The organism is Bacillus velezensis (assembly GCF_001461825.1).
Lineage (GTDB): Bacteria > Bacillota > Bacilli > Bacillales > Bacillaceae > Bacillus > Bacillus velezensis.
Map to the genome: position 1 here is coordinate 229,713 of NZ_LLZC01000004.1, position 8,869 is coordinate 238,581.

An 8,869-nucleotide genomic window follows, 5' to 3' on the forward strand; every position below is an offset into this window, starting at 1 on the left:
GCTTCTTCTTTTTTTTGGCGGTTATGCTACAATGACAATTAATGAAATTTTATGAAAGAAGGGACCTCTTTGAAGCGGGAATTCTTGATGCGCTGGACGTTTTATTTTGCCGGTCTGTTGATTTTGTCTTTCGGGGTATCGTTAACCATTAAAGGAAAAGCTCTCGGCATCAGCCCTTGGGATGCCTTTCATTATGGGCTTTTTCAGCATTTCGGGCTTTCTGTCGGACAATGGTCCATCGTGGTCGGCGCGGTCATCGTCGCTTTAACCTGCCTGTTCACGAGGACGCTCCCGAAAATCGGTGCTATCTTAAACATGGTGCTGATGGGAATGTTTATTGATTTCTTTTCGTTTCTGCTTCCTGAGGCGCACGCTTTTTCCTTAGCGGCCGTGTTCTTTTCTATCGGATTGCTGCTGATCGGCTGCGGCGTCGGTATTTACGTATCAGCAGGGCTCGGCGCGGGCCCCCGGGACTCTCTGATGATGCTGATATCTGAAAAAACGGGCTGGAACGTACAATGGGTGCGGAACGGCATTGAGCTGACGATTCTTGCCGCAGCCTGGATGATGGGCGGACCGATCGGCGCCGGAACCATTATTACGGCTGTTTTGACGGGGCTGATTCTGCGTTTTTCTTTGCCGCAGTCCTCTAAACTGTTAACATACGCGATCTCCGGGCGGGCAACGTCCGTTCATTAAAAACAAAGCCGAAACGGTTTTGTTTTTTTATTTTCGGACAGCTTTCGTCTGATATGATAGGATGGTTTTGACAATATTTTCAGACGGAGGATCTGGACATGAAGATTTACGGAGTATATATGGACCGCCCGCTTTCTGCAGGGGAAGAGGATCGGATGATGGCGGCCGTGTCCGCCGAAAAGCGGGAAAAATGCCGGCGCTTTTACCATAAGGAGGATGCTCACCGCACCTTGATCGGCGACATGCTGATCCGCACCGCTGCGGCGAAGGCTTACGGACTTGATCCGGCCGGGATTTCATTCAGCGTCCAGGAATACGGAAAGCCGTACATCCCCGCGCTTCCGGACATGCACTTTAACATTTCCCACTCTGGGCGCTGGATCGTGTGTGCCGTTGATTCAAAACCGATCGGCATTGATATTGAAAAAATGAAGCCCGGCACGATTGATATCGCCAAACGGTTTTTTTCACCGACGGAATACAGTGATCTGCAAGCGAAACACCCCGATCAGCAGACCGATTATTTTTACCACCTGTGGTCGATGAAAGAAAGCTTTATCAAGCAGGCCGGAAAAGGGCTTTCCCTGCCGCTTGATTCATTCAGCGTCCGCCTTAAAGACGACGGCCATGTGTCCATTGAGCTCCCGGACGGACATGAACCTTGTTTCATCCGCACATATGAGGCGGACGAGGAGTATAAGCTGGCCGTTTGTGCGGCGCATCCCGATTTTTGTGACGGGATTGAGATGAAAACGTATGAAGAGCTGCTGTAAGCATAGAAAAAGGAGGGTGTCCCCCTCCTTATTTGTCAGCCTGATATTTCCGCCTGTTTCTGCAGCTGCTTTGCTTCTTGATAAATTTCTTCGAACAGATCCGCGATGTGTTCTTCTTCAACACATGAAAATGCGATTCGCAAATCGGTTTCATTAATGGATATCGTTCCGATTCCTCTCTTTTCAAGCAACGACACTCTCAATTCGCCGGCGTTTATGTCTTTCAGCCGGACACACATGAAATAGCCCGAGTTAAACGGATAAGGCGTCCATACGTCTTCATAATGCTTGTTTTCTGCAAGAACGGCTTTCACTTTGTCAGCCCGTTTTTTCATGATGTTATATTTCAGCGATTTTTCTTTCTCGTATTCCGGTGACTGCATCGCCCGAAGCATGAATGTTTGGGACGGGTGCGGGGCGCTTGAAATCGTTCCCCTGATAATCCCTTTTGTTTTTTCCTCGAGCACGCGCAGCGCTTTTTCGCTTTTTGTGCTGTACGTAATAAAACCGACGCGGAATCCCCATGCGTAATTTTCCTTCGTCGCGCCGTCTATTTTCACGCAAAGCACCCGGTCGTGCACTTGGGCGAGTTTGCTGAAGATGGATTCCTGAATGGCCGTTTCATCGTAAAACAGATTGTAATACGCATCATCTACGAGCACGACAATCTCTTTGCCGGCCTCCGCCGCCTCCAGAATCACGCTGACGATTTCTGACGCTTCCTCTTCCCCCGGCGTATAGCCTGTCGGATTATTCGGGAAATTCAGCACAACAATCGCCTTTTCTTTCTGCTTTTTCAGCAGCTCGGACAGCCCCGCCGCATTAAAACGCCCATCCTGCTGAAAAAGCGGGTACGTCTCAATGGATGCCTTGCGCCGGACACCGAAAATGAAATTGTAATTTCCCCAATATTTATCAGGCAGAAGCAGCGCATCCCCTTCATTGACGAACAAGTCGGCGGCAATGCTCAGCCCGTGTGTTAAAGCGTTTGTCACGATCGGCGTGCTGATGTCTTTGCCGGCTAATGAAGGATTTTCGAGACGCATTTTTTTCAGCCATTCCTGTCTGAGCGGCTCTTTTCCCTGCGGCGGAGCATAATCGTAGATATCATCGGGGTTATAGGCGGACAGTGTCTCTTGAATATGGGAAAAGTGCATGGACTCGCCTTGTGAGGTGGCAATCCCGATCGTGGCATTATACTTTCCGGCCTTGGCTTTCGCTTCCGCCGATTGTGTCAGCACCCCTTTCGGATAAAACAACTCTCTGCCCAAATCAGAAAGCATATGAAGCACGTGCGGGTTTTCTTCAGATAATGTTCTGTTCAGCTCTTTTGCTGCATCATTCATGTACGACAATCCCTTCAAAATTATATTCCATCAAATCATAACATAAAATTTTTGATAAATGAGAAAACTCACGGGCGGATTTTGTTACAAAAAACAGACAGCGAATGCTGTCTGTCATATCCTATAACAATTGGCCTGCAGTGCTCCTGTTAATAATCTCATAGATTCGTTCCGCCACTTTTTCAGTTTCACTTAATATGAACATGTGGCCGTCCGAAAACTCATGAAATACGGGATTGCCGGCCCATTTTTTCCATCCGTCCGCATCTTTGATACATTTTTTATCCTTCCGCCCGTTAAAAATATGGACGGGTGATTGAATGATGTGAGAATCAGACGGACGGAAGCTTTCAAGCGCGCGGTAGTCGGATCTGAAAGAAGGCAGGAAAAATGACATGACCTCCTTATTCTCCACTAACTCCTGCGGCATTCCGCCAAGCTCAATAATATGGGCGAGAAATTTTTCATCATCAAGATGAGACACTTTTTTCCTTTCCACATGCGGCGGCTGAATGGCTGAGATGATCACGGCCTGCGGGTAAATGCCCTCCCGCTCCAGCTTTTGCGCCAGCCTGAAAGCGACCATGCCTCCCATACTGTGGCCGAACAGCACAAACGGGCGGTCAGGATGGAGATTCAACTCCTGCTTGTATAAACTGACAAGCTGTTCAAAATCCTCAACGGGGGACATTTGATTTGTTCCGTGTCCCGGCGGTTCCGCGGCAAGCATCTCACACTCACCTTGAAGATAGGTGTGGAGCGGGCGGAATGATGCGGAATAGCCTCCTGCGAACGGAAAACAGATAAGCTGCGTTTTTTCCGTGGTATCGAACGATTTAAAGAGCTGGACCATTGGCGGGCTTCCTCCTTTTCTATCGTGAAGTTGTCAGCTTCAGATGTTCCTTCCTTAGGAATTCGAGCAAATATGCCGCATTCCTTTCGAGACATTCTCCCTGAAGCATTTCTGCGTGAGTGCCGCAGCCTTTTTTCACACGGTATTCACCTGTCGTGGCTTCCTCCCACGCAGCGAGCCACGGCGGCATCGCAAAGTCCGGTTCTGACGTTAATAGATCTATATCCGCATTGACCGTGCCGGTGCTGACGGTATGCACGAAATAAGAATAAAACGCGTTTGTTTTTTTGGCGAGACCTTCTTTGACGGCTTCGTTATTCAGCGCTTCATTGTCCCGGTTTACCTTCATCAGCGCCTGGACATCACTTTCTACGGTGCGGCCTTCTAAGTCGCTGACGCCTTGTTTTTTATAGGAATCGACCATGATCAGCCGCTCCACTTTACGTCCTTCGGCTTCAAGCTGTTTGGCCGTTTCAAAGGCGAGCGTGCAGCCTGCCGAGTATCCGAACAGCTTGACCGGTCCTTCCGGCTGGAGCTGATTGATCAGCTCTGTGTAGCGTTCGATGCGGTTGTCTTCCTCGATAAAATCAAACGCACAGATTTTATAGCCGGACAGCTGTTTTGCCAGCGGCTGGTACATCAGCCCGTAACCGAGAACCGGCGGGAACGCAAACAGTGTGTCAGACTGATTTTTATTCATGATGGTGAGATCTTTCATTCCTTTTTCTTCACCGTGAAGCAGATAACCGGCAATGTCTGCGATTGTCGTCGCTTCGAATAACAGCTGCACCGGAATGTCCGCACCGAGCTCTTTTTTAATGCGTGACGCTGCCGTCATCGCTTTTAAGGAATGGCCTCCGAGCGCGAAGAAATCATCATGAATCCCGATCTGCTGTCTGCCGAGGATGTCGGACCAGATGTGCGCAATTGTTTCTTCCGTCGCGTTTCGAGGCCCGATCCATTCTTTCGCCGGCTGAGCCTGATCCGGTTTCGGCAGCTGCCGTTTATTGACCTTCCCGTTTGTCGTTAACGGAAGCTCCTCTAAGAAAGTAAAGGTTTGCGGCACCATGTAAGCAGGAAGCTGTTTTTTCAAGTGCCTCTTTACGTCATCAGCTGAAAGCGGCGTCCGGTTCACGAGGTAGGCATTGATTGATGCATCTCCGGACTCATGGCGGTCTGCAACAACGACCGCATCTTTCACACCCGGGTATTCCTGCAGCTGCTTTTCGATTTCTTCAAGCTCAATCCGGTGTCCGCGTATTTTGACCTGGTCGTCAATACGCCCGGCGTATTCAATTGTTCCATCCGGCAGCCAGCGTGCTAAATCCCCTGTGCGGTAAAGCGTTTCTCCCGGCTTGAACGGATTTGGGATAAACGTTTGCTTCGTCAGGTCATGACGGTTCAGATACCCTTTTGATACACCCATTCCGCTGATGCACAGTTCACCGACAGCCCCAAATGGCTGAAGCTGATTTTGCCCGTTCAGAATATAAACACTGGCATTGCTGATCGGCTTTCCGATCGGCAATGAGGAAATGGAATCCGGTATGTCGTGCACGACGTGAGCTGTCGCAAACACCGTGCCCTCAGTCGGCCCGTAGCAATTAATCAGCTTGCCAGGCCCCATGATCTCAAGCGCCTTTCTGACGTGAGGCACTGACGCGCGCTCACCCCCGAATAACACACAGCGAAGCCCCTTCAGCCACTCCTCTCCCGCATCGGTGAGAAGATTAAAAAGTGCGGTTGTCGCAAACATGACATTGACATTCTCCTGCCGGATCAGATCAGTGAGCCGTTCTGTATCAAGCAGTGTATGTTCATCTGCGATAATGAGCCGTGCCGCATTCAGTATTGATGCGTAGAAATCAAAGGTAAATGCGTCAAAGGCGTAATTGGAAACAGATAAGAACGTATCTTTTTCAGAAAATGCCATGTAATCTACATGCTTGACCAATCCTTGAATATTGGCATGAGTGGTGATATTGCCCTTCGGCTTTCCGGTTGTGCCGGACGTATACATAATATACGCCGGATCATCGGGATCAATTGCGGCTGCAGGATCGCTTGCCTGTTCCTCAAACCGTGCCCGATCATCGATGATGAGTGTTGTTCCTGTATACGGCAGCTGAGCCGCTTTTTCTTTCATCTCCTGATGTGTCAGCAGACAGGCTGCCGCACTGTCAGCCAGCATATACGAGATTCGGTCTTCCGGCAGCTTCGGATCAACCGGCAGATAAGCCGCTCCTGCTTTTAATACGCCGAGAATGCCGATCACCAGTTCAAGCGAGCGCTTCGTGTACAACGCGACAACGGAGCCTTTGCCCGCACCTTGCTTTTGCAAACGGCGCGCAAGACGGTTCGCTTCCTCATCTAATTCACGATAGGAAAGAGTCTGGCCGGAATACGTAAGCGCCGGCGCATCAGGATTTACATTCACCGCTTCCTTGAACCAATCCGTCAGAGGCTTCGCCTGATGAGTCTGAGCCGGCGGGTTTAAGCCGGTAAGCAGAAGCTCTCTTTCCTTTTCATCAACAAGGCTGATCGTATTGACAGGCTGATCCGGCTTCTGGATGAGCTGCTGAATCGCTGTGAGAAGCTGAGATTTTAAGCGCAGGATAAACGCCTCATCAAACACATTCCCGTTATAGGCAAGCTTAATCAGCATCTCATCACCTGGAGAAGCCATCAGGTTGAGATCATAATTCGATTTCTCAAAAACGTGTACATCCTCCATATCAAAGCCGTTTTCACTGTTCTCTTCATTTTTTGCATCCTGAAGCGGATAATTTTCAAACACAATGATGTGGTCAATCAGCTTTGGCTGATCGGCCTGGCTTTGGATGTCATAGAGCGGCACATATTGATGCGGCTCAGACTGCAGCGATTGCTCCTGCAGCTGCTTGAGCAAGCCGTTAAATGTGGTATCCCCAGACAGCTTCACCCGCCTCGGGACAGCATTGATAAACAGCCCGACCATATGTTCAACGCCTTTGATTTCTGCGGGACGCCCGGAAACGACTGTGCCGAAGATCAAATCGCCGGACTGCTGGTAGCGGCTGATTAATACACTCCAAACCGCCTGCAGCGCCGTACTCAAAGTGGTATGCTGCGATTTTGCAAGCTCGGTAAATGCTTTTGTTTCCTCCTCCGGCAGTGAGAAGAGCAGCTCTTTCGGATCGTAGCCGTCCTTTTGTTTCTTTCTTTGCTCCGCAAATGTCGTTTGTCCTTCAAAATCTTCTAAGTACCCGCGCCAGTAATGCAGTGATGCTTGTTTATCCTGCTTTTCAAGCCACTTGATATAGTCTTTATACGGTTTGACCGGCTGCAGGCTGTACGGTTTTTGTTCGCGCAGGGCATTGTATACCTTAAACAGATCCTGCACGACGATGCCGAAGCACCAGCCGTCCAAAATGATGTGGTGGTAGCTCCACACCCATTCAAAGCTTTCTTCCGCTTTTTTGAAAATGGCTGCCCGCATCGGAATATCCCGCGTCAAATCAAAGCCCTTGATCTTATCCTGTTCTTTGTATTCATTGATTTTGGCTGTTTGCTCGCTGTCCGTTACATGTGTCAGATCGATTTCTTCTATCTGAAACTGCCGTTTTTTCAATACGACTTGGACCGGCCTTTTTACTTTTTCGTGAATGAACACGGTACGAAATACATCGTACCGGTCCATGATCACATTCATGCTTTCTTCAAGGCATTTGATATTCAAGCTGCCTTTTACTTTCATTGTCATTTGTTCGATGTAAAAGCTTTGGCCGGGATTCAGGAGAGTATGAAACAGCATTCCCTCCTGCATCGGCGACAAATAATACATGTCCTGAACCTGATCTTTGCTGAATTGGCTCATCTGCTCCGCTCCCCCCTTCTGTGATCTGTTTTTGTCACGTTAAATTCTCCTCAAGCATGTCAAAGATGTCTCCCATTTCATCCATCTCAAGATCCTGCGCGCTGAAATCGCTCGGCGTAAATTCTTTCTCTTCTTTGGCCGTGCAATGGCGGATGATCATTAAGAGATTGTCTTTAAACCGCTGCATCTGTGTTTCGACGGTGCTTCTTTCATATTCTTCCTGATTGTATGAGCAGGAAATGACGAAGCGGCCGCCTGTAACCATCCCGCTGAAGCTCAGTGCGTATAACGCCTCTGATTCTTCGCTGACTTGACGTCCCATATCATATGGAGACGGCTCAAACCATTCCGTTTTCACTTCATTGTCAAACTGCCCTAAGTAGTTAAAACTGATTTCAGGCGCGGCGCCTTTTTCTGTTTCATCGGATGACAGATACCGGAGAATCCCGTATCCTACACCTTTATCAGGAACGCGCCGCACCGTCTCTTTTACCGTTTTAATGACGGAAGAGACGCCGTCTTCCTTGCTGATTTGCAGAATCAAAGGATATTGGGCAGTAAACCAGCCGACCGTCCGTGAAATATTGACATTCGGTATGATTTCTTCCCGGCCGTGTCCTTCTAAGTTGATGCCGACTTTGCCGTTTTCCGTCCATTCACCGATCGTTAAGCCGAGCGCGCTGAGCAGAATGTCGTTGATTTCCGTTCCGTACGGATGATGAACATCTGTAAGCAGCTGTGCCGTTTCTTCCTCAGTTAATTCACATTTCACGGCCGCCGTATGTTTGACGAGCCGTTTGTTCGGATCATGGTCTTTCGGCAGCGGCCGGAGTTCTTCCGCATCTGCCTCCGCCCAATAATCCGCCTGCTTTTTCAGCTCTTCTGATTGCGCAAATGTGTTCAGCGCCTCCGCCCAATCTTTAAAGGAGTGGGTTTTTTGCGGGAGGACGATGCTGTTTTGCTGCTGCGCCTGTTTATAACCTGAAGCGAAATCCTCAAGCAGAATTCTCCATGAAACCCCGTCCACGACGAGATGGTGAACCGCGATTAACAGATGATCGCCTTGTTCTGTCCGGTATTGCTCCGCTTTTAACAGCGGGCCGTTCTCCAGATCCAGACTTCCCTGAAGATGATCGGCAAGCCGCTGAATCTGGCTTTTCAGCATATCCTCGTCAGTTCCGTACAGATCAACGATGTCAAAGCTTGCCTTGCATTCTGTGACAGGGAGGTATGTCTGAATGATGCCTTCCCTTTCTTCACGGTAAACCATGCGGAGCGCATCATGGTGTTCAATCAATGCTTGCAGGGTTTTTTCCACCAGGTCCGGATCAAAGCCGTCTTT

6 protein-coding genes are annotated in these 8,869 nt (G+C 49.2%); 2 read left to right on the forward strand and 4 right to left on the reverse strand.

Annotated elements, in window-relative coordinates:
* Nucleotides 1-51 precede the first annotated feature (51 nt).
* Nucleotides 52-699 (forward strand): YczE/YyaS/YitT family protein, encoded by a 648-nt coding sequence (locus AR442_RS02810; protein WP_079891270.1) that lies wholly within the window; start codon nucleotides 52-54, stop codon nucleotides 697-699.
* 98 nt (nucleotides 700-797) lie between these two features.
* Entirely contained in the window at nucleotides 798-1,472 is a 675-nt protein-coding gene (locus AR442_RS02815; RefSeq protein ID WP_007410244.1) for a 4'-phosphopantetheinyl transferase family protein, read from the forward strand.
* A gap of 35 nt (nucleotides 1,473-1,507) precedes the next feature.
* Here AR442_RS02815 and AR442_RS02820 read toward each other — a convergent pair whose 3' ends face one another.
* From AR442_RS02820 to AR442_RS02835, 4 genes are all read right to left on the reverse strand, one after another.
* Nucleotides 1,508-2,818, reverse strand: coding sequence for an aminotransferase class I/II-fold pyridoxal phosphate-dependent enzyme (locus AR442_RS02820; protein ID WP_021495134.1), 1,311 nt, complete (start codon nucleotides 2,816-2,818; stop codon nucleotides 1,508-1,510).
* Nucleotides 2,819-2,939: 121 nt separating this feature from the next.
* Nucleotides 2,940-3,671 carry a surfactin biosynthesis thioesterase SrfAD gene (gene srfAD, locus AR442_RS02825; protein WP_014416878.1) on the reverse strand — a complete coding sequence of 244 codons (732 nt, stop codon included), beginning with the start codon at nucleotides 3,669-3,671 and terminating at the stop codon, nucleotides 2,940-2,942.
* 19 nt (nucleotides 3,672-3,690) lie between these two features.
* Nucleotides 3,691-7,527 carry a surfactin non-ribosomal peptide synthetase SrfAC gene (gene srfAC / locus AR442_RS02830; protein WP_053285469.1) on the reverse strand — a complete coding sequence of 1,279 codons (3,837 nt, stop codon included), beginning with the start codon at nucleotides 7,525-7,527 and terminating at the stop codon, nucleotides 3,691-3,693.
* Between the two features lie 34 nt (nucleotides 7,528-7,561).
* Nucleotides 7,562-8,869, reverse strand: a 1,308-nt coding sequence (locus AR442_RS02835; protein ID WP_234034281.1) for a condensation domain-containing protein, incomplete at its 5' end; no start/stop codon positions are given.

Coding starts and splice junctions, on each gene's coding strand:
- AR442_RS02810 (WP_079891270.1), top strand. CDS start 52: ATGAAAGAAGGGACCTCTTTGAAGCGGGAATTCTTGATGCGCTGGACG.
- AR442_RS02815 (WP_007410244.1), top strand. CDS start 798: ATGAAGATTTACGGAGTATATATGGACCGCCCGCTTTCTGCAGGGGAA.
- AR442_RS02820 (WP_021495134.1), bottom strand. CDS start 2,818: ATGAATGATGCAGCAAAAGAGCTGAACAGAACATTATCTGAAGAAAAC.
- srfAD (WP_014416878.1), bottom strand. CDS start 3,671: ATGGTCCAGCTCTTTAAATCGTTCGATACCACGGAAAAAACGCAGCTT.
- srfAC (WP_053285469.1), bottom strand. CDS start 7,527: ATGAGCCAATTCAGCAAAGATCAGGTTCAGGACATGTATTATTTGTCG.